The sequence below is a fragment of the Bradyrhizobium sp. Rc3b genome, from assembly GCF_900114915.1.
Classification (GTDB): domain Bacteria; phylum Pseudomonadota; class Alphaproteobacteria; order Rhizobiales; family Xanthobacteraceae; genus Bradyrhizobium.
Map to the genome: position 1 here is coordinate 283,525 of NZ_FOUS01000009.1, position 26,733 is coordinate 310,257.

Below are 26,733 nucleotides of genomic sequence, written 5' to 3' on the forward strand. Positions count from 1 at the left end.
TTGAGATGGGTTGTCAGTTTGCGTCACATTTCTCTCATGTGAGCGCATCAGTACCGGGTGGCTCGTCAGGCGCACACCGACCAGGCCGCCCCTTGAATGCGCTCCTGCAAAGGAGGTTGGCATGGGCGTACGGAGTGGGGGCGTTTCCGAGGACTTCCGGAAACAGCTTCTAGGTTACGGGCTGACGACGGCGCAAATCCTCTACCGGATGCCGGATCATCCCTCGCTGCTCCAGACCTACGTCTGGCAGAACTACGACATGTTTCCGAAATTCCCGGCGCTGAAGGATTTCCTGGCCTTCTGGCAGGAAAAGCTCGACGGTCCCCTCCATTCGGTCACCGTCGCGCACTCCAAGCTGATCAAGCCGGCGGAGCTGCGCGCCGTGGATGGCGTGTTCCGGCTGCATTGAGGCGAACATCGGTCTCGTAGGGTGGGCAAAGGCGCTTAAGCGCCGTGCCCACCATCCATGATCGCGCACGGAAGGTGGGCATGCTTCCGCCTTCGCTCTTCGAGCTACGGCGGACAAGTCGCTTTGCCTACCCTACGATATCTCCGTTGCAGCTGCGCCGGGCGAACGCGCTATTCCCGTGATCACCTGAGGGGCGATCAGGCGCCCTCGCTGCAATAGCGTCTCCACATCGCGCGATAGGCCTCGTCTACCGCTCGCCCGTATGAGACGGGGTTGCTGGCGGCTGCGGCCCGGATCTTGTCGGGCAGCTCGCGGCGCAACCTGTCGAGCTCGCCAATTTGCGAACCTCGGCTCGTTGCGATTTCGATATACGTCTCATGGCTGTCCGTGACCCAGTCCGGCAAGCCAAGTGCGGTGAGGATGGAGCCGGCAGCACGGCTGGGCAGGCTGTTGCCGAGCTTCGCCACCACCGGCACGCCCATCTGCAAGGCTTCCCATGTGCTGACGCCGCCATTCTGCGGGAACGGGTCGAGGCAGATATCGACGCGATTGAACGATGCCAGATGTTCGCTTCGCAAGGTGGCGCCGAGCAGATCGACGCGTTCGGCCGGCAATCCGCAAGCCTCGAACCGCGCCAGCAAATTTTCGCGGACCAGCTGGTCATCCAGCGCAACATCCTTGATCAGCAGTCGCGACCCCGGCACCCGCTCGAGAATCCTGGACCAGACCTGCGCTGCCTCGTCCGAAATCTTGCTGATGCGGTTGAAGACGCCGAAGGTGACGAAGCCGTTCGAGATCGCCGGCGTTGGTGCCCGCGGAATCTCGGTCGGCAGCGAGGCCAGCGTCACGAAGCACGGCAGGTCGACGACGGTCTCCGCAAACAGATGCCGAACCTCGAAAGGAATCGCGACCGGGTCCGAGAACAGATAATCGATCGTCGGCAGCCCGGTGCCGGTGCCGTGACCCCAGCCGTGCACCTGGATCGGTGCAGGCTTGCGCGCGAACACGCCGAGGCGGTTGCCTCTGGTGTGGCCGGACAGATCGATCAGGATGTCGACGCCGTCGGCGCGGATCTCGGCGGCGAGGCGATCTTCGGTCCATTGCGAGGCGTCGCGCCAGCAATCAGCGATCCCCTGAAATTCGCCGGTCGTCGCATCCACTTTCGACGAACAGGCGTAGCACACGACCTCGAACTGTGCCCGGTCATGGTGTTGGAGCACCGGCTTGAAAATCAACGCAGCCGAATGCGCGTTGAAATCCGACGAGACATAGCCGAGCACCAGACGGCGGTCCGGATCGCGGCTGTTGTCATGCGGGCTCCCCGCGCCTGAAGCGATTTTCGCGCCGACACGCTCCCACCACACCTGACGCGCCTGCTGATGCCGTTCAACGGTGGCGTCCCCCGCAAAATCGAGCGTGAATATCTTGTTGGAGATCGCGCTCTGCAGGTCGGGCTGGATGTCGAGGGCTCTGTCGAAACTGGCGAGGGCCTCATTGACCCGGCCAAGTCCGGCGAGGCAAAGACCCAGCACCAGGTGAGCTTGAACGGAATCGGGATCGATCGCGAGCGCCTGCTGGCAGTCGTGGGATGCGTGGGCAATTTGCTGGATCTGGAGCAGGACACTGGCCCGCGCGAGCCACCCATTCGCGTCGTCGGGTGCCAGCGCAATTGCCTGATTGCCGTCTGCCAGGGCTTCGTCAAATCGCTGAAGTTCCCGTAAAGCCGTGGCACGGTTCGCCAGCGCCGCGGCATAGTCGGGCTTGATCGACAGCGCGCGGTTCAAGCTTGCGATGGCCTCGTCATAATTGCGCTGACGGCACAGCGCCCAACCCCGGCCGTTGTGGGCTTCGGCAAGGCTTGCGTTGAGTGCGATCGCCTTGTCGTAGCTATGGAGCGCCTCCTCGTGAAGATCGAGGGCCACGCTCGCGTTACCGAGATTGGAGAGGGTTGCGGCGTGGTTGGGCCGCAAGGCGAGGGACTTTCGATAGCTCGCGCAGGCCTCGTCGTGACGCCGCAGCCCGTTGAACGCGACGCCCAGCCTCATATGTGCATCGGCAGATTGCGGATCCACGGCGACCGCTCGGCTCAGCAGGATTTCGGCTTGCTGAAAGTTCTTGGCATCAGACTCCAAAGCGCCGAGCATGTGCAGCGCCATGAATTGGTTGGGCGCGAGCTGCAGGAGTTGCCGATAGGCGGCCTGGGCCTCGGCGAGAAGCCCCATCTTGTGTAGCTGGAGCGCATGCCCGAGCAACGGCAGCACTTCGGCTTTTTGCCGTTTCTGCAGTCGGGCATTTTGAAATGCACGCTGACCTACGCTGTTGCCCATGGCTTCAATCCCCCAGAATCTCTCTTCGAGATTAATTCAGCGGGAGAGCGAATACGAGACGACGGCCGTTCGCCATGACAGCTTGGGACAAGCTACGACCGATCGTGTCATCGAGCCGCCAGCCTCGCGCCCGGCAATTGCCGCCTCATCCAAGACTGGATAATCTGTGCTCGGGTTGTACCCGTCCGGCGGGCGCGGCTCAGATCAGGGAGGCTGACAATGGCCAAGCAAAAGGCATCAAGACCCGCAAACAAGACCGCAGTGAAGAAGCGGAGCGGCGCCAAAGCGGCGGCGCGATCTTCGGCACGCAAGTCGGTGAAGGCGAAGGCCCGCACCGCCGCGCCGAAGAAGCCCGCGCGGCCCAGGCAGCGCATCGCGATCAGCCATCACCGCGAGGAAGACTTCAAGGCCGATGGCCTGCGCGCTTACGCGAAATACCGCGACCTCGGCATCGCCGACGCAAGCCACGGCCTCGCGCAAGCGCACGTGATCCGGCTGCAAGGTCCTTGCGATCCGGCCGAGGTGTCGAAGCTGCATTTTCACGACGTCGACTTCCAGATGGTCTACGTGCTCAAGGGCTGGGTGAAGACCTATATGGACGGGCAAGGCGAGACCTTGATGAAGGAAGGCAGCGCCTGGACCCAGCCGCCGAAGATCAAGCACATGATCCTGGATTATTCGGATGACGTCGAACTGCTGGAGGTAATCCTGCCGGCGGAATTCAAGACGGTGGAGTTGAAGGCGTAGGCCAATCTCTCTCCTTATCATTGCGATGACGGTTCGTAGCCCGGATGGAGCGGAGCGTAATCCGGGGCCGCATGCGACGACGCAGACCTTCCCGGATTGCGCTGCGCTCCATCCGGGCTACAGGACCATCGCTACTCCAGCCCCCACCACCGCCCATCAAACACGTCGTCAGCGTTCCCGTCACGATCGCTAAAAAGCACCAGATCTGCGAAACCGGGCACTTACCAGCCGGATGGTTTCAGCTGTTCCGCAGGGCGGGCGCTAACCAGTCGAAAATACCTCTCCCGTCAACTCAAAGCTGTGAAAACGCGGGAGTGCTTTCATGGCGACCAACACTTTTGGCCGACGCGGCGTTGCGGCCCCGCCCTCAAGAGCGTCATTTCAACCCGTCGCCGCGCCGATCGTTCGGGAGATCGTGCGCGACCCCGCTCAGGCCTTGCCTAGTGAGGGGACGCTTTTTGGCGACAACAAGCTTTTGGCCGATATCCCTTTCCTCACCATTGGCCTGATTTTTGGTCTGCTTCTGATCTTCGCTCTGCAACGCAGTCTCGCCATCGACGTTGCGCGGGACGGTGACCTCGATGTCCGCTCGCTGATCGCTCAGGGCGCCTCCGGTTACGATCTCGTTGTCGGACGAGGAGAGTGGTGGAGGATTGGCCTTGCGCCGCTGCTGCATGGCAGCGGGTGGCACCTCATCAGCAACTGCATTGGGTTGTTCATCGTCGGCGTCAGGCTGGAGTCTCTGATCGGCCGTGGCTGGTTTGCGCTGATCTTCGTCGCCAGTGCAGTGGCGGGTGAGGTCGGCTCTCTGCTGGGCAATGGCCCCGGCACCGTGGGCGTCGGCGCGTCCGGCGCCATTACCGGGCTCATCGCCGCACTGTTCGTCGCGAGCTTCGATCCCGAAGCGGACGCCGATCAAACCATATCGCGATTGAAGACGTCGCTCTTCTTCGGCGTGCCCGCACTGCTGCCGCTGGCCTTCGGCGTCTCGGGCAATGTCAACTATTATGCCCATGCAGGTGGCGCGGTGGCCGGCGCCGCGCTTGCGATCACGCCGTGGCTCGCCTTCTGGTCCTATGACAGCCTGCCGCGGAGCGCCGGCATGACGTTGCTTGCAGCATCCCTCGGATCTCTGATCTGCGCCGGCTTCGCCGCCGTGCATTATTCGTCCTACATGGCCGATGCCGTGCACTATATCCGCGCATCGGAAGTGCCGACGAAGTCCGACGAGATGGTCAGCCGGTCTTTCGACCTCGTCACCCGCTACCCGAAAGACGCGCGGGCTCACGTGTTCCGCGCGGTCTTCTTCTTGGAACAAGCCAACCTGAGGTCGGCGGAGACGGAGGCGCGAACCGCCATGTCGCTCGCAGCTTCGGATGTGGCGGGTGGGCCGGTGCGCTCCGGCGCACAGGGCCTGATGGCGGTGTTGCTATGGGCGCAGGGACGGGAAAGCGAGGCGAAAGCCATGGCGGCCGAGCCGTGCCGTGCCAAGCTGGCCGAGGTGCGCCGCATCTTGCAGAAGTCGAAATTGTGCGGTTGACCGGAATGACCGGTTCGTAGCCCGGATGAGAGCGTAGCGGCATCCGGGAAAGTCTCTCCGCGGCGAAGCTGATCCCGGATATCGCTGCGCTCATCCGGGCTACGGCATCAAGACAACACACCCACGACCGCGCCCATCAAGCAAGTCGTCAGCGTCCCCGATACGATCGACTTCAATCCCAGCGCGTTGATCTCCTCGCGCCGCTCCGGCGCCATCACGCCGAGGCCGCCGATCATGATGCCGAGGCTGGCGAAATTGGCGAAGCCGCACATTGCGTACAGCATGATCAGGCGCGAGCGCGGGTCGAGCGCATCACCCGGAAGCTTCGAGAAGTCGACATAGGCGATCAATTCGTTGAGCACGGTCTTAGTGCCCATCAGGCTACCGGCCGTCACCGCTTGATCCCATGGCAATCCCATCAGCCAGCACACCGGCGCCATAACCAGGCCCAGCAGGCGCTGTAACGAGATCGCGGCGCCGCCAACGTTCGGCAGCAGGCCGAGCATAGCGTTGACGAGATAGACCAGCGCGACCAGCACAAGCAGCATGGCGACGATGTTGATCAGCAGCTCGATCCCCGCGCTGGTGCCTTTCACGATCGCATCCATCGTGCTGGAGACCTCCATCTCCGGATCTTCGAGCGTGCCGCCGGTACGCGTGTCGGAGGTTTCAGGCACCATGATCAGGCTGACGAGGATCGCTGCCGGCGCGCCCAGCACGGAGGCGATGACGAAATGCGCGGCCGCGTCAGGAATGTGGGGCGCCAGCAGCGTCGCATAGAGCACCAGCACCGTGCCGGCGATGCCCGCCATGCCGCCGGTCATCACCAGGAACAATTCGCTGCGGGTCATCTGCTTCAGATAGGGCCGCACGAACAGCGGCGCCTCGACCATGCCGAGAAAGATGTTCGCGGCGGTCGAAAGGCCCACCGCACCGCCGACACCGAGCGTCCGCTCCAGCAGCCAGGCCATGCCGCGCACGATCGGCGGCAGCACGCGCCAGTAGAATAGCAGCGTCGTCAGCACGCTCATCACCAGCACGATCGGCAGCGCCTGGAACGCCAGGATGAAATCGGCGCCAGGCACCTTGACGTCGAAGGGCAGGGCGCCGCCGCCGACATATCCGAACACGAAGGCGGAGCCGGCGCGCGAGGCGGCCGAGATCGCACCGACCGCGTCATTAATGGCGCCGAAGGCGTGCGCGACGACCGGCAGCTTCAGGAGCACGATCGCCGTGACGAAGGTGGCGACGAGGCCGATCGCCACCTGCCGCAGCGACACCGCGCGCCGATTCTCCGCCAACGCGAAGGCGATCAACAGCAATGCGAAAATGCCGAGTGCCGATTGCAAGCGCAGCATGATGTCCCCAAACCCTCAATGATTATGGCCGTGCCTGCGCTGCAAAGGCAATGCCGAGGACCGCCAGAGGCGCCCCACTGTTGACAAGCGGGTCCGCCTCGGCCACGCGGGGGCCTTCGACAGTGAGGGGGCGAGCGGTCCGAGGGTGACCCAAAAGGCGATGCCAGAGCAGCCAATATCCGGACACCCGCCGGTCAGCGCCCGCGCGCTTCTCGCCCATCGCGCGTTCCTGTTCTTCCTGCTCTCGCGCAGCCTGTCGCGCTTTTCCAGCCAGATCGCGGCGGTCGCGATCGGCTGGCAGATCTACGATCTCACCGGCTCGGCCTTCGACCTCGGCATGGTCGGCCTCGTGCAGTTCCTGCCTACCGCGCTCCTGGTGTTCGTCGCTGGCCACGCCGCCGACCGCTATGAGCGCAAGCGCGTGGTCCAGCTCTGCCAACTCGTTGAAGCGGCGACCGCGCTCTATCTCGCAATCATCACCTATCTCGGCGCGGTCGGCGAGATCCAGATATTCATCGCGACCTTCGTGCTCGGCATTGCCGGCGCGTTCGAGAGCCCGACCACGGCGGCGCTGCTGCCGCTGATCGCGCCGCAGGGCTCGCTTCAGCGCGCCACCGCCGTCTCCAGCGGCGCGGCGCAGGTCGCGACCATCACCGGGCCGGCGCTCGGCGGCTTCGCCTATGCGGTTTCCCCGCATCTCGCCTACGCCGTGATGGTACTGTTCTGGATCTTCGGCATGATCCTGACCGGCTTCATCCGGCCGCGTCCGCAGGCGATCGCGAAGGAGGGGATGGACTCGGACAACGTCTTCGCCGGCGTTCGCTTCATTCGCAGCAATCCGGCCATCCTCGGCACCATTTCGCTCGACCTGTTCGCGGTGCTGTTCGGCGGCGTCACCGCGCTGTTGCCGATCTATGCCCGTGACATCCTCCAGACCGGGCCGGTCGGGCTCGGCGTGCTGCGTGCCGCGCCGGCGGTCGGCGCGCTCCTGATGACCATGGTGCTGGCGCGCCACGCCATCTCCAGGCACGTGGGCCTGCGCATGTTCCAGGCCGTGATCGTGTTCGGCCTCGCCACGATCGTGTTCGCGCTGTCCTCCTGGATGTGGCTGTCGGTGCTCGCGCTCGCCGTGCTCGGTGCCGCCGACACGATCAGCGTCGTGATCCGCTTCTCGCTGGTGCAGCTGTCCACGCCCGACGAGATGCGCGGCCGGGTCGGCGCGGTGAACTTCCTCTTCATCAACGCCTCGAACCAGCTCGGCCAGTTCGAAAGCGGTGTGGCCGCCGCGCTGCTCGGCGCCATGCCGGCCGCCGTGCTCGGCGGCGTTGCCACGGTTGCGGTGGCGCTGCTCTGGATGAAGCTGTTTCCCAGCCTGCGGCAGGTGGAGAGCTTGGAGTAGGCCTCCGCTCTCTCCACGTCATTGCGAGGAGCGAAGCGACGAAGCAATCCAGAATCTTGCCTCGGAAGCATACTGGATTGCTTCGCTGCGCTCGCAATGACGATTGTTGAGATAGCTCGTGGACTTAACTCGCGTCACCCCCGTAGCCAAGCAGCAGCAGGCGCCTCTTGACGCCTACTGTGCATGGGGTTGTTTTCGCAGTTTTGAGTTCAGCCCCGTCCGACGAACGGCATCTTGGTCGCCATGACGGTCATGGTCAGCACGTTGGCGTCGAGCGGCAGGCCGGCCATGTAGGCCACGGCATCGCCGACCGCTTTCGCATCCATGCGCGGTTCGTGCTTGGTGGTGCCGTCCGGCTGCAGCACGCCGGGGCCGTTGACCATGCGATCGGTCATCGGGGTGGCGGCATTGCCGATGTCGACCTGGCCGACCGCGATGTCGTACATGCGGCCGTCGAGGTTGCTGGCCTTGGTCAGACCGGTGATGGCGTGCTTGGTCGAGGTGTAGGCCGCCGAGAATGGGCGCGGCGCATGCGCCGAGATCGAGCCGTTGTTGATGATGCGGCCGCCGCGCGGGGTCTGGTCCTTCATGATGCGGAAGGCGTGCTGGGTGCACAGGAACGGGCCGGTGAGGTTGGTGTTCACCACCGCCTGCCACTGCTCGAGGCTGAGGTCCTCGAAGTTCACCGCGGGAGCGCCCATGCCGGCATTGTTGAAGAGCACGTCGAGCCGGCCATAGGTGGCCTTCACCTTGTCGAACAGTGCGGCGATGGAATCCGGCTTGGTCATGTCGGCGGTGACGCACAGGCTTTTCCCGGCGGGACCGAGCTTCGCCGTCTCCTCGAGCATGTCGAGCCGGCGACCCACCAGCACCACGGTGAAGCCGGTGTTCATCAATGCCAGCGACGCGGCGCGCCCGACACCGGTGCCGGCGCCCGTCACCACTGCGATCTTGTTTGCTTCACTCATTGTTTCCTGCCTTTTCTCATGCTGTCAGGTTTTAGGTTCTTTTTCGTTCTTGTAGGGCGGCCGTGGAATGTTCTGGTGCGCCGCGCGCAGCGCCGCCGACCAACGCGAGCGCAGATCGTGGAAATAGGGCTCGCCGGCCTCGATGCGATGGTTGAGATCTGCATCGCAGGCATCGGCGCGCACCACCAGCACGTCGATCGGCAGGCCGACGCCGAGGTTCGAACGCATGGTCGAATCCATCGAGATCAGGCCGGTCTTCAGCGCCTCGTAGAGCTCGACGTCGTAATGCATGGCGCGGTCGAGCACGGGCTTGCCGTATTTGTGCTCACCGATCTGCAAGTACGGGGTATCGGTCGTGCACTCGATGAAATTGCCGGCGGTGTAGATCATGAACAGGCGCATTCGGGAGCCCTTGATCTGGCCGCCGAACAGGAAGGAGACGTCGAACGAGACGTCCTCGGATCTCAGCGCCGGGCCCTCGGTCGCGTGCACCGCGCGGATCGCCCGGCCGATGCGCTGGGCGGCCTGGAACATGGTCGGCGCGTTCATCAGCGTCTCGACCTCGCCCGTGTTGGGGTCCTCCAGGCCTTCGGTCAGCGTGGAGAGCACGGACTGGCTGATGGCGAGGTTGCCGGCGCTGGCGATCGCCATGATGCGCTCGCCGGGCTTTGAGAAGATGTGCAGCTTGCGGAAGGTCGAGACGTTGTCGAGGCCGGCATTGGTGCGGGTGTCGGCGATCATCACCAGACCGTCCCGAACCAGGATTCCGCAACAATAGGTCATTTCCAGTCCCCGAACGCGTTTGCGCGGAATTACTAGCGAATTTCGGGAGCCGGTCCAACCCCCGATTCCCGGGGGAAGGTCGTCATTCCGGGGCGTGGCAGCCAGCTCTGCCGCTCAATCCGCGGCATCGACGAGAAACGCCTCGTCGACCGGCACGCCGAGCGCCGTGACCAGCCGGTTGGTCTCCGCGGCCATGCCGACGATGGCGAGCAGCTCGCCATATTCGGCCTCGGTCATGCCCTTGGCCCGCGCGGCGGCGGTGTGGGAGTGAATGCAGTAGCTGCAGCCATGCGCGATCGAAACCGCGACATAAAGCATTTCCTTGACCTTGGGATCGAGCGCGCCGGGAGCCATCACCTCCTTGATGCTTTCCCAGGTCCGCCGCAGCGTCTTCGGATCATGCGCCAGCGCGCGCCAGAAATTGTTGACGAAGTCCGACTTTCGCACCTTGCGGATATCGTCGAAGACGGCGCGCGCTTCGGTGGAGAGTTCATCGTCCGAAAGCAGTTTTACGGTGGCCATGGTACCTCGCGGGGGGCAGCTTCGATCCCCGCGAGTGTAGCACGACCGATGCGCTCGAACGGCTGCGCCTAGCTCTGCCGTTGGGATTGCGATTGCGACGGCCCGCCGCGGCCGGCCTGCTCGACCTTCACGGCCACGGCCAGCGTCTCAGCGCCGCCGCCATAGCGGGTGCCGCGCACCGGGGCTGCGCCGAGATAGTCGAGCCCGATCGCGACGCGGACATGGGCGTCGGTGGCGCAGATGCTGTTGGCGGGATCGAATCCGACCCAGCCGAGATCGGGCACAAAGGCTTCCGCCCAGGCGTGACCGGCGTCCTGATGCACCGTGCCGTCCGCGCGCAGGAAGTGGCCGGAGACGAAGCGCGCCGGCACGCCGCCGGCGCGGGCGCAGGCGATGAAGATGTGCGCGTAGTCCTGGCAGACCCCGCGCTTGAGCGTGAACGCCTCCGCCGCCGAGGTGCCGCTGTTGGTCGGGTCCTCGTCGAACGTCATGTGATCGGCGATCTCGGTCATCAGCGTATGCAGGAAGCCGAGCGTGTCGCTCTCGGCCTCGCTGCGCAATTGGCGCGCAACCGCCATCATCGCCGGATTGACGGAGGTGAGGTCGGTGGCACGCAAGAACATGCCGGCCGGAAAGCGCTCGTCGGTCCCGCGCAGCACGCCGCCGGTGTCGTGGGTCTCGATCAGGCCTTCGGCGGTGATCTTGATGTCGCCGACAGGCCCGCAGGACAGCACATGGGTGACGTTGCCGAAGGCGTCCTCGTGGGTGTCGAGCTTGGTGTCCGTGGAGACGTCGATCTGCCATTCCGCCACATATTGCCCGTCATGGCTGCCGGGCGTCATGCGCAGGATCTGGATTACGCTGGTGGCTGCCGGCTCGTAGCGATAGGTCGTGGTGTGCAGGATTCGCAGGCGCATGGTGGTTTTGATCCATTCCGGGCGATGCGTCAGCATCGAACTCTAGTGCGTATTGCGCACTTGAGAATCTCGAGATTCCGGGTCTGGTCCTTCGGACCATCCCGGAATGACGGCGTTCATCAGATCAAATACTGCTTCGTGATGATTTCGCCCAGCCTGGAATTGTCGGTGATGAATTCCTGAATGAATTCATGCACGCCATGCTGGAAGATGTCGTTCATATTGCTGTGTTCCAGCCGGTTACGGATGCCGCGGGCGTGGCGCTGGGCCGGGCCCTGGCGGCCATAGGCGACGCCGATCTGGTCGAGGTTGCGCACGAGATTGCCGTAGCAGCTGGCGAGCGAGCGCGGCAGCGTGTCGTTGAGGATGAGCAGGTCCGCGATGAGCCACGGCTTCAGCGTCTCGCGATAGACCCAGTGATAGGCGGTCAGCGCCGAGACCGAGCGCAGGATCGAGCTCCACTGATAGAAATCGAGCGGGCCGCCGACATGCTCCTCCTCGGGCAGCAGCACGTGATACTTCACGTCGAGAATGCGCGCGGTGTTGTCGGCGCGCTCCAGATGCACGCCCATCCGCGAAAACCAGTAGGCGTCGTTGCGCAGCATGGTCCGGTAGGCCGAACCGTCGAAACGCAGCGAGGTCTCCTGGACGAAGCGCAGGAATTTTGCGAGGTCCTCGCGCGTCGAGGTGCCCTTGCTCCACACCGCCTGAAGCTCGATCCAGGCCGAGTTGATGGTGTCCCACATCTCGCTGGTCAGCGCCGTGCGGACCGAGCGCGAGTTCAGCCGCGCCGCCTCGATGCAGTTCCTGATCGAGGATGGATTGTCCACGGAGAACGAGAGGTAATCGACGACGTTGTGCTCGTTGGCTTCCTCGTAGGTCTGATAGAAGCTGGCGGCGACGCCGGCGGTGAGCAGCGCCGAGTCCCATTCATTGGTCTTGCCGACATAGGCGGCGGGAAGCGCGGTGACGCGCAGCGTCGCATCGATGGTGCGCGCGAGATATTCGGCCCGTTCGACGTAGCGGGCGAGCCAGTAGAGGTTTTCGGCGGTACGCGACAGCATCTGACTACTCGTCCAGGATCCAGGTGTCTTTGGTGCCGCCGCCCTGGCTCGAATTCACCACCAGGGAGCCTTCCTTCAGCGCGACGCGCGTCAGGCCGCCCGGCACGATGGTGGTGCTCTTGCTGCCGGTGAGCACGAAGGGCCGCAAATCGACATGGCGCGGGGCGAGGCCGGTTGCGGTGCAAGTCGGACAGGTCGAGAGCGCCAGCGTCGGCTGGGCGATGAAGCCTTCGGGCTCGCGCTTGAGCTTCTCGCGGAACGCTTCGATCGTGGCCTTGGTCGCGGCGGGCCCGATCAGCATGCCGTAGCCGCCGGAGCCGTGCACTTCCTTGACGACGAGCTCGCTCAGATTGTCCAGCACATAGGCGAGGTCCTTCGGCTCGCGGCAGCGCCAGGTCGGCACGTTCTTCAGGATCGGCTCCTCGCCGAGATAGAATTTCACGATATCCGGCATGTAGGAGTAGATCGCCTTGTCGTCGGCAATCCCGGTGCCGACGGCGTTGGCGAGCGTGATGTTGCCGGCCGCATAGGCCGACATCAGCCCGGGCACGCCGAGCACGGAATCGGGACGGAAGGTGAGCGGATCGAGGAAGTCGTCGTCGACGCGGCGATAGATTACGTCGACCCGCTTCACGCCTTCGGTCGTCCGCATGAACACTTCGTTGTTCTTGACGATGAGATCGCGGCCCTCGACCAGCTCGATGCCGAGCTTGTCGGCGAGGAAGGAGTGCTCGTAATAGGCCGAGTTGTAGACGCCGGGGGTGAGCAGGGCGACGGTCGGCTCGCCCGAGGCGCTGAGCGGCGCGACGGAGCGGAGCGCCGAGAGCAACTCGTCCGGATAGCGCTCGACCGGCGCCACCTTGTGGCGGGCGAACAGATCCGGAAACAACCGCATCATGATCTCGCGGTTTTCCAGCATGTAGGACACGCCGGAGGGCGTGCGCGCATTGTCCTCGAGCACGATGAAGTCGTTGGCATCGACCCGGACGATGTCGATGCCGGCGATGTGCACGTAGACGTCGTGCGGCACCTGCTGGCCGTTCATCTCGGGCCGGAAGACCGGGTTCTGGAAGATCAGATCGTCGGGCACGATCTCGGCGCGCAGGATGTCGCGGCCGTGATAGATGTCGCGCAGAAACATGTTGAGCGCGCGCACGCGCTGCTTCAGGCCCTTCTCCAGCAGTGCCCATTCCTTGCCCGACATGATCCGCGGGATCACGTCGAAGGGGATCAGGCGCTCGGTGGACTCGGCCTCGCCATAGACCGCGAAGGTGATGCCGATGCGGCGGAACAGCAGCTCGGCCTCCTGGCGGCGATATTCAAGCGCCTCGGGAGGCGTCTCCTTGAGCCAGCGCGCCAGCTCCTGATAGGCGGGGCGAAGGTCCCCGCCGGGAATATTCATTTCATCAAACGCGACTGCCATAGATGCCGACTGTTCTCCGCAAGGCGTTGCGCCAATGGACAGGTCGCCAGGCTCTGGTGAAGCCGCAACGTCCTGACCATGCGGCAAGAGTGCATGACTTTCATGTGGTAGCAAGGGCCGGGCCAGCGCGATAAGCATGGACTGGCAGCATTTGTCGGGGATGGCCGGCGGCTTGCCTGAAAAAATGGCTGAGGACTGCTTATTTCGACAGCAAAACCGCGTGACTTCAACGCGTTACCTCGGCAAAGTCGGCGCCACAGGTGAGGGACTTAAGTTATGAGCGAGATCGTCACGGCGGGCATTCTGGTCATTGGGGACGAAATCCTGTCGGGCCGGACCAAGGACAAGAATATTGGCTTCATCGCCGAATACCTGACCAATATCGGCATCGACCTGAAGGAGGTTCGGGTCGTCTCCGATGACGAGCCCGACATCATCGCGGCCTTGGATGCACTGCGGCATCGCTACACCTACGTCTTCACCACCGGCGGCATCGGGCCGACCCATGACGACATCACTGCCGACAGCGTCGCCAAGGCGTTCGGCGTCGGCATCGACCACCATCCGGAGGTGGTCGCCCGTTTCAAGGAGCGCTGGAGCGAGCAGGACCTCAACGAGGCCCGGTTGCGCATGGCCCGCATCCCCAACGGTGCCGAGCTGATCCAGAGCGCAACCATCCTCGCGCCCGGCTTCAAGATCGGCAATGTCATCGTGATGGCCGGCGTGCCCTCGATCATGCAGGCGATGATGGACATCGTCTCGCCCAAGCTGAAATCGGGCGTGCGCATGCTCTCCGAATCGGTCCGCGCCAATGCGCGGGAGGGCGACATCGGCAGCCCCTTGCGCGCGATCGCCACCGCCCATCCCGACACCATCATCGGCAGCTACCCCTTCATGGACGAGGAGCAAAAGCCGAATACGAACCTCGTGGTGCGCTCGCGCGATGCGGACAAGCTCGCGGCAGCAATGGCCGCGGTGAAGGAAATGCTGGCAGGATTGAACATCACTCGTTAGCAGAGAATTTGCCGGCAGGCGAAGCAGGAGACGACAATGGCTGGTGAAGCACCGGAACTGAGTGCGCAGGAGCGGGCGGGCAAGGCCTTCCCGGTCTCGTGGGACCAGTTCCACCGGGATTGCCGGGCGCTGACCTGGCGCCTCAACGAGGTCGGCCCGTTCCATGCGGTGATCGCGATCACCCGCGGCGGCCTGGTGCCGGCCGCGATCGTGGCGCGCGAGCTTGGCGTGCGCATCATCGATACCGTCTGCGTCGCCAGCTACGACCACGACAAGCAGGGCGACCTCCAGGTCCTCAAGGGTATTTCGGAACAGGCCATGAAGCTTGGTGGTGGCACCGGCAAAGGGCTGTTGATCGTCGACGATCTCGTCGACACCGGCAAGACCGGCAAGCTGGTGCGCGAGATGTTGCCCGACGCACATTTCGCCACCGTCTACGCCAAGCCGAAGGGGCGCCCGCTGGTCGACACCTTCATCACGGAAGTCTCGCAGGATACCTGGATCTTCTTCCCCTGGGACACCGCGCTGTCCTACCACCCGCCGCTGCGCGACGGCGCGGCGTGATCAAAGGCGAATGGCGAGTAGCGAATGGCGAATAGCAGCCCCTCCACTCGCAATTCGCCATTCGCTACTCGCCCTCTCCAAAACCGCGTCCTGCCGACCGGTGACATCATCGCCACCCCGCATCGCGGCCTGTTCACCGGCAATCGCGGCATCATCCATGATCCCGCGACGAAGACGCTGCTGAACAAGCGCTGGTCGTCGCCGGCCTGGATTACATGCTTGTGCGAATTCCGCGGCTGGCGGCGGCCGGTGATGGCGCGGCGCAGCTGGACCGAGCTATTCTTCCTCGACGAGGCCACCGCGTTTGCCGCGGGCCATCGTCCCTGCTTCTTCTGCCGCCGCGAGGATGCCAACCGCTTTCGCGCGGCGTGGGAGAGGGGTAATGGCGTGAGCAAGGTGAGTGCGAAGGCGATGGACGCCTCGCTGCACCTGGAGCGTCTGGATCATGGCCGCAAGCGCCTGCACGCGCCGCCGGTGCCGCTGGCAGAATTGCCCGACGGCGCGATGGTTCAACGGGGCGAAGACAGCTTTCTGGTGGTGCAGGGAAGGGCGCTGCTTTGGTCGCCAGCCGGCTATGCCCGCGCCGAGCACGAGCTGGAGAGCCCAATGCTGCTGACGCCCCCGTCTACACTGCGTGCACTGAGCGCCGGATATCAACCGGCGCTGCATCCGACCGCTCTGGACTAGCAGAGCGGCCTGCGGATCCCGGCCCTCACCCCAGCTTCTCGCGCGCCAGCGCGGCACCCGCGCCGAGCGCCATCAGCTTGGCTTCGGCGATCTCGCGCCGCATCGGCGCCATGCCGCAATTGGTGGTGGCGATGATGTTGCTCTTGGGCACGAATTTCGACACCGCGTCGATCACCTTCACGACATCCTCAGCGGTCTCCACGGTGTCGCTGGCAACGTCGATCACGCCGGCCTGCACGATCTTGTTCTTCAAGAGCGCGAGCAGATCGAGCGGCACTTTCGAATTGCGGCATTCGATCGCGACCTGCTGGATCGGGCTGGCGTCGATCGCCGGAAAGATCTGTTCATACTGCCGCCATTGGCTGCCTAACGTTTCCTTCCAGTCGGTGTTGGCCTTGATGCCGTAGCCGTAGCAGATGTGCACGGCAGTGGCGCAGGTGAGGCCCTGCGCAGCGCGCTCCAGCGCCTTGATGCCCCAATCGTTGACCTCGTCCATGTAGACGTTGAAGGCGGGTTCGTCGAACTGCACGAGATCGACGCCGTCGGCCTGCAATGCCTTGGCCTCCTCATTCAAAAGCTCGGCGAAGGCAAACGCCATCTTGACGCGGTCGCCATAGTAGCGATCGGCAATGGTGTCGATGATGGTCATCGGGCCGGGCAGGGTGAACTTCAGCTTCCTCTTCGTGTGCGTGCGCGCCGCGCGCGCCTCGAAGGCATGGACGCGCCCCTTGAGCCGAAGCGGGGCGACCACCTGCGGCACCATCGCCTTGTAGCGGTCCTTGCGGATGCCCATCTCGACCTTGTGCGCGAAATCGATGCCTTCGATCTTCTCCAAAAAACCGTGCACGAAATGCTGCCGGGCCTGCTCGCCCTCGGTGAGGATGTCGATTCCGGCGTCCTCCTGGATCTTCAGCCAGATCAACGTCGCGTCGCGCTTGGCGCGGAGCAACTCGTCGCCCTGCGACTTCCAGGGCGCCCAGAGCATATTGGGTTCGGCAAGCCATTCCGGCTTCGGCAAGGAGCCGGCAATCGTGGTTGGAAACAGCATGGCGGCCCTCCGGCGGGTTGTGTTGCGCCCCTTCCTGCCATGTCCTAACGTCAAGGTACAGAACAACAAAAGTCGTTATTTTAGCTGGCGGCATCGGCAGGGAAGGCCAAAGGATGCCGAGGGAAACGTCATGATCGATCTCCATTACGCGCCGACGCCGAATGGCTGGAAAATCTCGATCATGCTGGAAGAGCTCCGACTTCCCTATGTCGTGAAGCCCGTCGACATCCGCGCCGGCGAGCAGTTCAGCCCCGAGTTTCTGGCGATCTCCCCGAACAACCGCATCCCCGCGATCGTCGATCACGCACCCGCCGACGGCGGCGGGCCGTTCTCGGTGTTCGAGACCGGCGCAATTCTGATTTATCTCGCGGAGAAGACCGGCCGCTTCCTGGCCGCTGACTTGCGCGGCCGTTCCACCACAATTCAATGGGTGATGTGGCAGATGGCCGGCCTCGGGCCGATGCTGGGCCAGCACGGCCATTTTGCGCTCTATGCGGCGGAGAAGATCCCCTATGGGATCGAGCGCTATCGCGACGAGGCGGCCCGGCTCTACGGTGTGCTCGACCGGCAGCTGGAGAAGACCGGCGCCTATGTCGCCGGCGACTATTCCATTGCCGACATTGCCTGCTTCCCCTGGACCATGACCCACAAGGCGCAGGGCTTTACGCTCGACGACTATCCGAATGTCAAACGCTGGTATGCCGACGTCCGCGCCAGGCCGCAGGTGCAGGCGGGGCTTGCGATCGGAAAATTCGTGAAAGAGCCGTTCGACGAGGAATCACGCAAGATCATGTTCGGCCAGCGTGCGAAGGAAGTGTTGGGAAGGAAGTAGTGCCTGTCCCTCATGGTGAGGAGCGCCATAGGCGCGTCTCGAACCATGAAGGCCCGACTGTCACCCGTGGCCATCCTTCGAGACGGCCGCTACGCGGCCTCCTCAGGACGAGGTCCGTCACAAAGGAAACGCCATGATCGAATTCTTCTTCGACTGTTCCAGCCCCTGGACCTATCTCGCCTTCCACAACATCCAGCCGCTCGCCAGGGAACTCGGCGCCGAGATCGTCTGGCGACCGATCCTGGTCGGCGGCATCTTCAATACGGTCAATCCGAGCGTCTACGCGCAGCGCGAGACGCCGGTGCCGTTGAAGGCGCGCTATATGAAGAAGGACCTTCAGGACTGGTCGCGCTCGGCGGGCCTTGCGATCAAGATGCCGCCGACGGTGTTTCCGGTGAACAGCGTCAAGGCGATGCGCGGCTGCATCTGGCTGGGTAAGGACATGGTGCCGTTCGCGACCGCCGTGTTCGAGGCCTATTGGGGGGGCGACAAGGATATCTCGCAGGACGCGGTGCTCGCGGAGATTTGCAAACGGGTCGGCATCGACGAGCGAAAATTCTTCGCCGGCATCGCCGAGCAAGGGATCAAGGATCAGCTCAAGGCGAATACGGAAGAGGTCGTCGCCCGCGGCGGCTTCGGCTCGCCGACGATCTTTGTCAATAAGACCGACATGTATTTCGGCAATGACCGCCTGCCGCTGATCCGCGAAGCGCTCAAGCGCAGCAAGGCGAGCGCGGCCTGATGGTGCGCGCCGTCGTCTGTCGCGCGCTCGGCGAGCCCGAAACCTTGCGGCTGGAAGAGTTTCCGCCGCGCGCCCTGAAGCCGGGCGAAGCGCGGGTCGCGATCCGTGCCGCCGGGCTGAATTTTCCTGATGTGCTGATGGCCGCCGGCCAATATCAGCTCAAGCCGGAGCTGCCGTTCACGCCCGGCATGGAAGCTGCCGGCGACGTGACCGAAGTGGGTGCGGAGGCGAAGGGCGTTGCCGTCGGCGACAAGGTTATCGTGAAGGTGCGGCATGGCGCATTCACCGACGAGGCCATCGTCGCGCCGTCGCAGCTCACGCCGATGCCGTCGACATTCGACTACGCCGAGGCTGCGACCTATCTTGCTGGCCATGGCACGGCCTATCACGCGCTGATCGATCGCGGCCGGGTCGAGCCGGGAGAGGTGCTGCTGGTGCATGGCGCCGGTGGTGGCACGGGATTGGCCGCCGTCGAGATCGGCAAGATGCTGGGCGCGACCGTGATCGCGACGGCGTCCAGCGACGAGAAGCTCGCCATCGCGAAATCGCGCGGCGCCGATCATCTTATCCGCTATGACCGCGAGCCGTTTCGCGACGCCGTCAAGCGCATCACCGATGGTCGCGGCGCGGACATCGTGTTCGATCCCGTCGGCGGTCAGGTTTTCGAAGACTCGATGCGCTGTATCGCCTGGGGCGCGCGGCTCCTCGTAATCGGCTTCACCGGCGGCATCGGTTCGGCCAAGACCAACCTCCTGCTGATCAAGGGAGCCAGCGTGCTCGGCGTGCGTGCCGGCGAAGCGGTACGAAAGAATCCCGCACTTGGCGAGGTCCGCCTGAAAGCGCTCTTGCAATGGGCGGAGGAGGGCAAGCTGCGCCCCAACGTCTCACACTGCCTGCCACTGGAAGATTACGCGAAGGCCATGCGGCTCTTGATCGACCGCAAGGCGATCGGGCGTGTCGCGCTGATGATGGAGTGACGGTGCCGTAGGGTGGGCAAAGGCGCTGTTGCGCCGTGCCCACCATCTCTCTCGATGGCGAAAAGTGCGTGGGCACGCTTCCGCCGTCGCTCTTCGAGCTATGGCGGACAAGTCGCTTTGCCCACCCTACGAGAGCTACGAAGCTACTTGTATTCCCGCTCCGTCCACCACGGGAAATAGTCCGGCATGTCGCTGGACACCTTGTTCTGGAACTGCGCGGGGCGCTTTTCCAGGAACGACACCACGCCTTCCTTGACATCGTCGGAGCGGCCGCGGGCGTAGATGCCGCGGCTGTCGACCTTGTGGGCCTCCATCGGATCATCGGCGCCCATCATGCGCCACATCATCTGGCGGATCAGCGCAACCGATACCGGTGCGGTCTTCGCCGCGAACTCCTTGGCGAGCGCGCGGGCGGTCGGCAGGAGGTCATCAGGGGAGACGACCTTGCTGACGAGACGGCCGGCGAGGGCTTCCTGGGCCGGGAAGACGCGGCCCGAATAGCACCATTCCAGCGCCTGCGAGATGCCGACAATGCGTGGCAGGAACCAGCTCGACGCCGCCTCCGGCACGATGCCACGCTGGGAGAACACGAAGCCGAAGCGAGCGGCGTCGGAAGCAATGCGGATGTCCATCGCGAGCTGCATGGTGACGCCGATGCCGACCGCAGGGCCGTTCACGGCGGCGATGACGGGCTTCAGGCACTTGAAAATGCGCAAGGTCACCTGGCCGCCGCCGTCGCGCACCTGCGGATCGCTGTAGTCGACCTTGCCGTCGGCGAAGCGTTTGACGGGCCCGCGCCGGGCGTCGCGATCGAACGTGTCGGCGCCCGACGACAGATCGGCGCCCGCGCAAAAACCGCGACCGGCGCCTGTCACGATAATGGCGCGGACGTTATCGTCCTTGTCGGCGGCGTCGAACGCGTCGATCAGCTCTCCCTGCATCCGCGCGTTGAAGGCGTTGAGCTTGTCGGGCCGGTTTAGGGTGATGGTGAGGATCTGCTCGGCGACCTCGTATTTGATCGTCTCATACGCCATGATGGTTTCCTTCCTTTTGTTCTTTCGCTGCGCAGATGGCACAGGGCTTGAGTTTTCTTTACCCTCCCCTGGAGGGGGAGGGTCGATCGCGCGCAGCGCGAGCGGGGTGGGGTGATCTCTCCTCTCGGGCACTGCTGGACGCGGAGAGACCGTCACCCCACCCCGTCTCACATTTCGCTGCGCTCAACGTGAGCCGACCCTCCCCCTCCAGGGGAGGGTAAGCAAGAGGCTCCGCATGCTGCCTGTCCAAAGACTTCCGGGCTTGCGCTTAAAGGGCGCGCTTCCCGGAATGACGAGAACGTCTTACTTCGCCGGCGGCCTCGGCCAGGGCTTCTGCGGCCCGCGCAGGCCCTCAAAAGCCTTGGCCATGCCGAGCACGCCGATATCGTCGAAGCGGCGGCCGACGATCTGCACGCCGATGGGAAAACCCTTGGCATCGAAGCCGCCGTTGATCGAGATGGCGGGGTTCTCCGACATATTCCACGGCACGGTATAGGCGATGTGCTCGAACGGTTTCATGGGGTCGTTGGTCGGCGAGGCCCAGTCCGCCGGATAGTTCACGTTCGGCGCGGTCGGCGAGATCACGTAATCGAGCTCGCAGAACAGCTTCGACGCCGCGGCGCGGATCGCCATGGTCTGGTTGAAGCCGCGGATGACATCGATGCCAGAGAGCTTGGCGCCGGACTCGCCCCATTTGAAGATATAGGGCAGCACCTTGGCCTGTTCGGCCGGCGTCAGCTTGGCCAGATCATCCCACATCCGCGCGCGCCAGAAGTTGTCGAGGCCGTCGAGCATCTCGCGCGTCAGGATGCCGTCGACCTCGGTCACGACGCTACCTGCGGATTCGAACGCTTTCGCCGCCTTCACCGCGACCTCGCGCACCGGCTTCTCCAGCGCCAGGCCGCAGCCGGGATCGAGCATCAGGCCGATGCGCAGCTTGCGCGGAGACTTCTCTGCTCCCTTCCAGTTCAGCGGCTCGGCGGGCAGGCTCATGCCGTCGCGCCGGTCGGGCTTTGCGATCACGCTCATCATCAGCGCGCAATCGTCGACCGTGCGGGTCATGGGGCCGGCGACGCGCCCGACATAGGTGGGGTCGATCGGCACGCGGCCGAAGCTCGGCTTCAGGCCGACGAGGCCGCACCAGCCCGCAGGCAGGCGAACCGAGCCGCCGATATCGGTGCCGAGATGTAGCGGACCATAGCCGGCCGCGGCAGCCGCGCCTGCGCCCGCGCTGGAGCCGCCGGGGTTCTTCGAGAGGTCCCAGGGGTTGCGCGCGAGTGCGTGGAAACTGGAGAGTCCGGATGACAGCATGCCGTAATCGGGCATCGTGGTCTTGGCGAAGATGACCGCGCCGGCCTCGCGCAGGCGTGCGGCGGGCGGGGCGTCCTTCTCGGCTGGCACGAGCTTGACGCTGGCCGCGCCCAGCGGCACCGGCACGCCCTTGGTCGCGATGTTGTCCTTCACCGTGACGGGCACGCCATCGAGCGCGCCGGATGGCTCACCGCCGGACCAGCGCGCGGTCGAGGCCTTCGCGGCCTCGCGCGCGCCGTCGGGATCGAATGCATAGAGCGCCTTCAGATGCGGCTCCCACGCAGCGACATGCGCGAGCAAATCCTCCAGCACCTCGCTCGGCGAGAACTGCTTGGCGCGATAGCCCGCGATCAGATCGACCGCGGACAGATCGTGCAGTGAGGTGACCGCTTCCTCAGGGCTCTTCTTATGCATTGCTAACCTACCGGCATACGGGTCTCGATGATCCGGGCGAACATGCTGGCGCCGATCGGCAGGATCTTGTCGTCGAGCACGAAGCCGGGATTGTGCACGGGCACGTTGCCATCATGGCCGACCCAGAAATAGGCGCCGGGAATGGTCTCCAGCATGTCGGCAAAATCCTCGCTGCCCATCTTGGGCTGGGCGCGCGTGATCACGTTGACGGGGTCGACGATGGTGCGCGCGACCTCCTCGACCACCTTGGACTGCTCGACCTGGTTGACCAGCACGCCGAAGGTGTCGCGGATGTCGACGTCGATGACGCACTGGTAGGCGCTTGCGATGCCGGCGCAGATGGTGCGGATGCGTTCGCTGACCAGGGTGCGAACTTCCTTCGAGAAGGTGCGGATGGTGCCGCAAAGATGCGCGTCGCCGGGAATGACATTGTAGGCGGAGCCCGCGTGGATCTGGGTGATCGACACTACTGCGGCCTGCAGCGGCTCGACGTTGCGGCTGACGATGGTCTGGATCGCCTGCGCCAGCGTGGTCGCGATGATCACCGCGTCCTTGGAGCGCTCGGGCATCGCGCCATGCGCGCCATAGCCGGTGATGCGCAGGTCGAAGAAGTCGGCGCTGGCCATCGCCGGGCCGGGCAGGATCGCGATCTCGCCGTGGTTGAGGTCGGGCGCGTTGTGCAGGCCGTACAGCTCGTCGCAGGGGAATTTTTCGAACAGGCCGTCCTTGATCATCGCACGGGCGCCGCCGAGACCTTCCTCGGCCGGCTGGAAGATCAAATGCACGGTGCCGTCGAAGTTCTTGGTCTCGGCGAGATAGCGCGCGGTGCCGAGCAGCATGGTGGTGTGGCCGTCATGGCCGCAGCCGTGGAAGCGGCCGGGGATTTTCGAGCTCCACTTCAGATTGGTGTTCTCTTCCATCGGCAGCGCGTCCATGTCGGCGCGAAGGCCGATGCGCTTGTTGCCCGAACCCTTGCCCTTGATCACGCCGATCACGCCGGTGCCGCCGAGACCGCGATGCACCTCGATGCCCCAGCTCTTCAGCTTGTCGGCGACGATGCCGGAGGTGCGCACTTCCTCGAATCCGATCTCGGGATGGGCGTGCAGGTCGCGGCGGATGGCGGTGAGCTCGTCGGCGTAACCGTCGATGCGGTCGATCGTGGGCATGGGCTTTGTCCAGTTAGCGTGAGGGAGGCGAGAAAACGGGGCCGTTCGGCTTGATGCGAATGCCCGGACGCAGGCGCGTCCAGGGCAGGGTGGCGGTGTCGGCCGGCATCGCGCCCGGTGCGGCGCAGATCATCAGCTTTTCCGCGATCGGCTCGAAATCGGCGCGGAAGTGCACCGAGCTCTTGTTGACCAGAATCTTCTGTTCGGTCGGCTCGATGCCGACATAGCGGTACATCGCCTGGTCGGCGAGCTGCGCCTTGTGCGAGGAGACGACGACGCGGACGTCGCCGATGCGCAAGCAAGCGGAGGGGCCCATCTCCATCTCGCGGCCGCCATAGTAAGGGCCGGGCGCGATGAAGCGGCCGTCGGAGAGCTTTTCGACCACGAAGGTCTCGCGATAGGGCTCGTCGCCGGGGATGCCGGACTTGCCGCCGAGCGACAGCGTCACGGTGGCACCGACGCCGGCATCATGCGCGGCCTTGGCCGAGACCGGATCGTAGATCGCGCCGGTCGCGGCGCTCGCTCTGTTGCGCACCAGCGCGCGCAGCATGCCGGTCGTATCGGAATCGCCGCCGGCGCCGGGATTGTCCTGGGTGTCGGCGATGATGATCGGCTTGCTCGCGCTCTTCGAAAGCTCCATCGCGTGGCGCACGCCGTCATCCGGCGACCAGATCTTGCCGTCGAAATCGTCTTCGTGCCTTTCGATCAGCTTGACGATCGCATCGGCCGCACGGTCGGCATCGGCTTGCGTCCTGCCATAGGCGAACACGCTCGGCCCGCAATCGCGGAAGTCGGCGGCGGGAAAGCCGGGCGCGAAAGACAGCGTCGGAACTGCGGCACTCTCCAGCGCGGCGAGCTGTTCGTAAATGCCTTTGGTCGGCTGGTCGTTGGTGCATTGCCAGCTGATCGGGATCAGGAACGGCAATTGCCGGAACGATTTGGCAAAGCGCTGCTTCGTTTGCAGCAGCAGCGCGAGATGGCGCGCAGAGGCACGGCCGGTCTCGGCCATGTCGACATGCGGATAGGTCCGGTAGGCGATCAACGCGTCGGCATGTTCCATCATCTCCGGCGTGACGTTGGCATGGAGGTCGAGGCTGGTGACCAGCGGAACGTCCTTGCCGATGACGCGGCGCACGCGCGCCAGAATCTCGCCTTCGCCGTCGTCGAGATGCTCGGTCACCATGGCGCCGTGCAAATCGAGATAGACCGCATCGATCGGGCCGGCGGCTGCGATGCCGTCGACCATCACCCGCACGATGCGCTCGAAGGCGTCCTTGGTGACATGCGCCGACGGGCTCGCACCGCAGGCAATCGTCGGAACAAGTTCCCAGCCGTTCGCTTCGGCGCTGTCGACGAAGCCGGCAAGGCCGACATTGATGCGCCGCATCACCTTCAGCACGTCGGCGCCTTCTGTCATCGCCGGCCAGCCGCCGCCATGCTGGAAGTCGGCGAAGGTCGCCTTGGTGGGAGCGAAGGTGTTGGTCTCGTGCAGGAAGCCGCCGACGGCGATGCGTGTCATTCAGTTCAGTCCAATCAATCAAGAGGGCGCGACGTTAGCCTTGGCCCTGCGGCGAGAGCAAGGTGGGAAGCACTCGCGCCGCGCATAGGGTCAAGCTGTTTTGGGAATGCTGCGGGTGCGGTGGGTGTTGTGAACCATTGCGCCAACTCCGCACTCGGTGTCGTCCCTGCGAACGCAGGGACCCATAACCCCAGGGAGGAGTTTGGCGAAGATCGGTCGTTCGGGATTAGCACCACGCGCGATCGATAGATCACGCGGTATGGGTCCCTGCGCCCCGTACGCAATTGCGCACTAGGCAGGGACGACAGTGTAGCTACGCCGTCGCCCCCACGCCCTCTGCGACCGGCCGGAAGTTCGCAAAGTCCCAGTCACGGCCGGGAGCGGCATCCAGCAGCGCCCTGGTGTAGGCCTCCTTCGGATGCGTCAGCACCTCGGCGGCCGGGCCTTGTTCGACGACACGGCCGCGCTGCATCACCACGACCTCGTCGCAGATCTGCGCTGCGACGCGCAAATCGTGGGTGATGAACAGGATCGCGATGCCGAGACGCTTCTGGATCTCGTCGAAGAGTTCCAGCACCTGCGCCTGCACCGAGACGTCGAGCGCGGAGACGGCTTCGTCCGCGACCAGCACGTCCGGATCGAGCGCGAGCGCGCGGGCAATGGCGATGCGCTGGCGCTGGCCGCCGGAGAACTGGTGCGGATAGCGCGATACTGCATCGGCGGGCAGGCCGACCAGCTCGAGCAGCTCGCGGGCGCGCTTCATCGCATCGGGATGGGCGACGCCGTAATTGATCGGGCCCTCCGCGATACTCTCGCCGACCGTGACACGCGGGTTGAGTGAGCGGTAGGGATCCTGGAACACGATCTGGATCTTCTGCCGGTGCGGCTGCAGCAGGCGGCGCGAGATGCCGGCAATCTCTCGGCCGGCGAGGCGCACGCCGCCGGAGGTCGGATCGATCAGGCGCACGATGCAGCGCGCCACGGTCGACTTGCCCGAGCCGCTTTCGCCGACGATGCCGAGCGTGCGGCCCTTGCGCAGCGTCAGCGTCACCTTGTCGGCGGCGACGACCTCGCGGCCTTTGCCGAAGAAGGCGCGCTCCTTGTAGACCTTGCTGAGGTCGTTAGCCTCGAGCACGACCGGCTCGCGGCTCTCCTCGCGCGGCGGCCGCGGCACCAGGCTCGGCACCGAGGAGAGCAGATTGCGGGTGTATTCCATGGTCGGATTGCGCAGCACGGCCTCGAGCGGGCCGGTCTCGACCAGCCGGCCCTGCCGCATCACGGCGACGCGGTCGGCGATCTCGGCGACCACGCCCATGTCGTGGGTGATGAACAGCACGGCCGTGCCGTGATCGCGCTGGAGCTCGCGGATCAGGGACAAAATCTGCTTCTGCGTGGTGACGTCGAGCGCGGTGGTCGGCTCGTCCGCGATCAAGAGCTTTGGCTCCAGCACCAGCGCCATCGCGATCATGATGCGCTGGCGTTGGCCGCCGGAAAGGCGATGCGGGTAGGAAGCGAAGATGCGCTCGACCTGGGGCAGGTGGACCTGCTCCATCATGTCGAGGATGCGCTTCTTTCGCGCCTTGGCGTCGAGATTGGTATGGGCGCGCAGCACCTCGTCGATCTGGCGGCCGACCGGCACCACCGGATTGAGCGCGGTCATCGGCTCCTGGAAGATCATCGCCATCTGCGTGGCGCGCAGCTGGCGCAAGCGGCGGTCAGTCGCGGTGAGCAGCTCTTCGCCGACCAGCTTGATGCTGCCGGCGGTGGGAACCAGCGTGCCCTTCGGCAGCAGGCCCATCGTGGTCAGTGAGGTCACCGACTTGCCCGAGCCGCTTTCCCCGACGAGGCACAGCGTCTCGCGCTCGCGGACCTGGATCGAGATGCCGTCGATGATCTTTGGCCCACCCGGCTTCTTGCCGACGGAGACGACGAGGTTGTTGATGTCGAGAACGGTGTTGGTCATCACTT

24 protein-coding genes are annotated in these 26,733 nt (G+C 64.6%); 10 read left to right on the plus strand and 14 right to left on the minus strand.

Annotated features, from left to right (window positions below; translation table 11 throughout):
• Positions 1-121: 121 nt before the first annotated feature.
• A complete protein-coding gene (locus BM190_RS22740) occupies positions 122-409 on the plus strand; it encodes an usg protein (RefSeq protein WP_028141201.1) in 288 nt (95 codons plus the stop codon).
• A 197-nt stretch (positions 410-606) separates the two neighbouring features.
• On the opposite strand, the gene BM190_RS22745 is transcribed toward BM190_RS22740, so the two are convergent.
• Complete coding sequence (locus tag BM190_RS22745; RefSeq protein WP_092259182.1) at positions 607-2,736, minus strand: O-linked N-acetylglucosamine transferase, SPINDLY family protein; 2,130 nt, start codon at positions 2,734-2,736, stop codon at positions 607-609.
• A 219-nt stretch (positions 2,737-2,955) separates the two neighbouring features.
• Here BM190_RS22745 and BM190_RS22750 point away from each other — a divergent pair, with 219 nt between their 5' ends.
• Both BM190_RS22750 and BM190_RS22755 read left to right on the plus strand, forming a co-directional pair.
• Positions 2,956-3,483, plus strand: coding sequence for a cupin domain-containing protein (locus tag BM190_RS22750; protein WP_092259183.1), 528 nt, complete (start codon positions 2,956-2,958; stop codon positions 3,481-3,483).
• 322 nt (positions 3,484-3,805) lie between these two features.
• Positions 3,806-5,023, plus strand: coding sequence for a rhomboid family intramembrane serine protease (locus BM190_RS22755; RefSeq protein WP_244550706.1), 1,218 nt, complete (start codon positions 3,806-3,808; stop codon positions 5,021-5,023).
• 107 nt (positions 5,024-5,130) lie between these two features.
• Here the strand turns inward: BM190_RS22755 and BM190_RS22760 are convergent, their stop codons facing one another.
• Positions 5,131-6,381: a NupC/NupG family nucleoside CNT transporter gene (locus BM190_RS22760; protein WP_092259185.1), complete on the minus strand. Its 1,251-nt coding sequence runs from the start codon at positions 6,379-6,381 to the stop codon at positions 5,131-5,133.
• A 160-nt stretch (positions 6,382-6,541) separates the two neighbouring features.
• On the opposite strand from BM190_RS22760, the gene BM190_RS22765 reads away from it, so the two are divergent.
• Entirely contained in the window at positions 6,542-7,780 is a 1,239-nt protein-coding gene (locus BM190_RS22765) for an MFS transporter (protein ID WP_092259363.1), read from the plus strand.
• A gap of 209 nt (positions 7,781-7,989) precedes the next feature.
• Here BM190_RS22765 and BM190_RS22770 read toward each other — a convergent pair whose 3' ends face one another.
• The 6 genes from BM190_RS22770 to BM190_RS22795 all read right to left on the minus strand — a co-directional run bounded on the left by BM190_RS22770 (position 7,990) and on the right by BM190_RS22795 (position 13,457).
• Positions 7,990-8,748, minus strand: coding sequence for an SDR family oxidoreductase (locus BM190_RS22770; protein WP_018322065.1), 759 nt, complete (start codon positions 8,746-8,748; stop codon positions 7,990-7,992).
• Positions 8,749-8,772: 24 nt separating this feature from the next.
• Positions 8,773-9,531, minus strand: a complete 759-nt coding sequence (locus BM190_RS22775) for a proteasome-type protease (RefSeq protein WP_092259186.1) — start codon at positions 9,529-9,531, stop codon at positions 8,773-8,775.
• Positions 9,532-9,645: 114 nt separating this feature from the next.
• Positions 9,646-10,053 carry a carboxymuconolactone decarboxylase family protein gene (locus BM190_RS22780; RefSeq protein ID WP_092259187.1) on the minus strand — a complete coding sequence of 136 codons (408 nt, stop codon included), beginning with the start codon at positions 10,051-10,053 and terminating at the stop codon, positions 9,646-9,648.
• A 68-nt stretch (positions 10,054-10,121) separates the two neighbouring features.
• On the minus strand, positions 10,122-10,970 hold the full coding sequence (locus BM190_RS22785; protein ID WP_026202673.1) for a transglutaminase family protein: 849 nt from the start codon (positions 10,968-10,970) through the stop codon (positions 10,122-10,124).
• Between the two features lie 119 nt (positions 10,971-11,089).
• Positions 11,090-12,034 carry an alpha-E domain-containing protein gene (locus BM190_RS22790; protein WP_018322069.1) on the minus strand — a complete coding sequence of 315 codons (945 nt, stop codon included), beginning with the start codon at positions 12,032-12,034 and terminating at the stop codon, positions 11,090-11,092.
• Between the two features lie 4 nt (positions 12,035-12,038).
• On the minus strand, positions 12,039-13,457 hold the full coding sequence (locus BM190_RS22795) for a circularly permuted type 2 ATP-grasp protein (RefSeq protein WP_018322070.1): 1,419 nt from the start codon (positions 13,455-13,457) through the stop codon (positions 12,039-12,041).
• A 276-nt stretch (positions 13,458-13,733) separates the two neighbouring features.
• Between BM190_RS22795 and BM190_RS22800 the strand changes: the two genes are divergently transcribed.
• From BM190_RS22800 to BM190_RS22810, 3 genes are read left to right on the plus strand one after another with little or no spacing between them, the layout of a single operon-like run.
• Entirely contained in the window at positions 13,734-14,471 is a 738-nt protein-coding gene (locus BM190_RS22800; protein WP_092259188.1) for a competence/damage-inducible protein A, read from the plus strand.
• Positions 14,472-14,507: 36 nt separating this feature from the next.
• Positions 14,508-15,035: a xanthine phosphoribosyltransferase gene (gene gpt, locus BM190_RS22805; protein WP_018322072.1), complete on the plus strand. Its 528-nt coding sequence runs from the start codon at positions 14,508-14,510 to the stop codon at positions 15,033-15,035.
• Between the two features lie 24 nt (positions 15,036-15,059).
• Positions 15,060-15,722, plus strand: coding sequence for a hypothetical protein (locus tag BM190_RS22810; RefSeq protein WP_092259189.1), 663 nt, complete (start codon positions 15,060-15,062; stop codon positions 15,720-15,722).
• A gap of 25 nt (positions 15,723-15,747) precedes the next feature.
• Here BM190_RS22810 and BM190_RS22815 read toward each other — a convergent pair whose 3' ends face one another.
• Entirely contained in the window at positions 15,748-16,770 is a 1,023-nt protein-coding gene (locus BM190_RS22815; RefSeq protein ID WP_092259190.1) for a methionine synthase, read from the minus strand.
• A 130-nt stretch (positions 16,771-16,900) separates the two neighbouring features.
• Between BM190_RS22815 and BM190_RS22820 the strand changes: the two genes are divergently transcribed.
• From BM190_RS22820 to BM190_RS22830, 3 genes are all read left to right on the plus strand, one after another.
• On the plus strand, positions 16,901-17,602 hold the full coding sequence (locus tag BM190_RS22820; protein WP_092259191.1) for a glutathione S-transferase N-terminal domain-containing protein: 702 nt from the start codon (positions 16,901-16,903) through the stop codon (positions 17,600-17,602).
• Positions 17,603-17,735: 133 nt separating this feature from the next.
• Complete coding sequence (locus tag BM190_RS22825) at positions 17,736-18,344, plus strand: 2-hydroxychromene-2-carboxylate isomerase (protein ID WP_092259192.1); 609 nt, start codon at positions 17,736-17,738, stop codon at positions 18,342-18,344.
• Complete coding sequence (locus tag BM190_RS22830; protein ID WP_092259193.1) at positions 18,344-19,321, plus strand: NADPH:quinone oxidoreductase family protein; 978 nt, start codon at positions 18,344-18,346, stop codon at positions 19,319-19,321. Before BM190_RS22825 ends, BM190_RS22830 begins: the two co-directional genes overlap by 1 nt.
• 143 nt (positions 19,322-19,464) lie before the next feature.
• Here the strand turns inward: BM190_RS22830 and BM190_RS22835 are convergent, their stop codons facing one another.
• The 5 genes from BM190_RS22835 to BM190_RS22855 form a co-directional block, all read right to left on the minus strand.
• The gene (locus tag BM190_RS22835) at positions 19,465-20,355 is read right to left on the minus strand and encodes a crotonase/enoyl-CoA hydratase family protein (RefSeq protein WP_092259194.1); all 891 of its coding nucleotides are present in this window, start codon (positions 20,353-20,355) and stop codon (positions 19,465-19,467) included.
• A 303-nt stretch (positions 20,356-20,658) separates the two neighbouring features.
• A complete protein-coding gene (locus tag BM190_RS22840) occupies positions 20,659-22,080 on the minus strand; it encodes an amidase (protein WP_092259195.1) in 1,422 nt (473 codons plus the stop codon).
• A 2-nt stretch (positions 22,081-22,082) separates the two neighbouring features.
• Positions 22,083-23,246: a M20 aminoacylase family protein gene (locus BM190_RS22845; protein ID WP_092259196.1), complete on the minus strand. Its 1,164-nt coding sequence runs from the start codon at positions 23,244-23,246 to the stop codon at positions 22,083-22,085.
• Positions 23,247-23,259: 13 nt separating this feature from the next.
• On the minus strand, positions 23,260-24,765 hold the full coding sequence (locus BM190_RS22850) for a M81 family metallopeptidase (protein WP_092259197.1): 1,506 nt from the start codon (positions 24,763-24,765) through the stop codon (positions 23,260-23,262).
• A gap of 313 nt (positions 24,766-25,078) precedes the next feature.
• Entirely contained in the window at positions 25,079-26,728 is a 1,650-nt protein-coding gene (locus BM190_RS22855) for an ABC transporter ATP-binding protein (RefSeq protein ID WP_092259366.1), read from the minus strand.
• Positions 26,729-26,733 lie beyond the last annotated feature (5 nt).